Source organism: Rothia sp. HMSC072B03, assembly GCF_001809565.1.
GTDB lineage: Bacteria > Actinomycetota > Actinomycetes > Actinomycetales > Micrococcaceae > Rothia > Rothia mucilaginosa_A.
Window position 1 is genome coordinate 1 of sequence record NZ_KV797958.1, and the last position, 1,401, is coordinate 1,401.

The following is a 1,401-nucleotide window of genomic DNA, read 5'->3' on the forward strand; positions in this document are numbered from 1 at the left end:
GAAAACCTCCGCCCCTTTTAGTGTGTCTATAATCTGTGAGATTTTAGCTCCACAAACGGGTTTCTTCCCAACCTTGCGGTATACCCATTGCCCGAGAGATATCAACTCCAGGAACGGAAATATTAGGACGTTCCTTCAGAATCTGCGTCAGAGATTCCGTGTCCCCGATTCCGCCCTGGTCCATCAGATATTTGAGGAGGGTGAGCATACCAAAGGTCTTACTCATCTCTGTGTTTTCCTCATCCTGCGGCACACCAAATAGGTCAATAACCTCACGGATTTTAGGACTCTCAACTCTTCCTCCCCTTAGCACACGCGGCACGTAAGGTTCTGGATAGAGCTTATTGTAGAGCCTACCCTGATGCGCACAAATATTGCGCACCACCCGCAAAGAGTTAAGCCACGTTGCCAATTGGGGATCAGTACACTCTAGTTCTTTAGCTATACCTTCTCGAACATTCCGTGGAGAGACCGAATATAAGTTCTGCAAGGCACCAAAATCTAGAACCTCTACCACAACCCATACAGGCAACTTCCCACCGTATTGTTTATAATGATGCTCCACGAAGGCTTCTTTAGAAGCCTTAATAAGGTCTTTGCTCTTTCGTGTGAACTTATTCCAAGCTTTTTTCCTTTTGTTGCCTTGACAGTCGCACAGGGTTTCATCCTCATATATGAGAGGGTCTACTTCCCCTAGCAAATACCCTAGACGGGATCGCAGGTACACCTCAAACTGCGAGAAATGCGAAAATACAAGAAATCGGAGATTACGGTCGTACTCGTATAGAGTTTCGACGTCTTCAAAGGTCGTTCCAGGAATGAAGGTGTCCAGAAGTTGGCCACTCCCCGCCTTTTGCCTGAACGCATAAGAGTACCCACTAAAGCGGTAATAATTAACACGTTCGAGGACTTGAACTGCATGTTCTCGAGAACCCACAAGCATACCCCGGCCCTGTAAGACATCAACCTGCTGTTCGTATGTTTTAAACGGTTTCATATTTGAAGACATATAAATCCATCGCTTGATATTACCCCGTCATCGGGACCCCTCGTTACTATCAAGTATAACCACATATACAGTACGAACTCGATAAACAGCCTGGTCTATTGAAAATAGCGTTTAAAAGACAGCTACCCCGGATTCCAAGGGTACGGACAGATTGACGCTAATTCTACTCAAGGCAAGGAATAAAAACAGCCACATTGCACACTAAGAATGGTATATGGAGGAGTGCTTTCTAAGATATTTCCCTACGTCATTTAAAAAAATAAGACCGGTCCTGTACTCCCGAGGGAGTGGTACCGGTACTGGTAGTAACTAGTCTACAATCGCTAAGTTATTCATGCAATGATTACAGGTATGGGGTCTAACACATTATCACACAGCGAAAGGGGCGGAGG

At 45.5% G+C, this 1,401-nt stretch carries 1 protein-coding gene; it reads right to left on the reverse strand.

Annotated elements, in window-relative coordinates:
* Window positions 1–43: 43 nt before the first annotated feature.
* Entirely contained in the window at window positions 44–1,009 is a 966-nt protein-coding gene (locus HMPREF2630_RS00085; protein ID WP_070482772.1) for an Abi family protein, read from the reverse strand.
* Window positions 1,010–1,401: the final 392 nt, after the last annotated feature.

Bases quoted from the DNA above. Each gene is read 5' to 3' on its own strand.
- HMPREF2630_RS00085 (WP_070482772.1), bottom strand. From the start codon at position 1,009: ATGTCTTCAAATATGAAACCGTTTAAAACATACGAACAGCAGGTTGAT.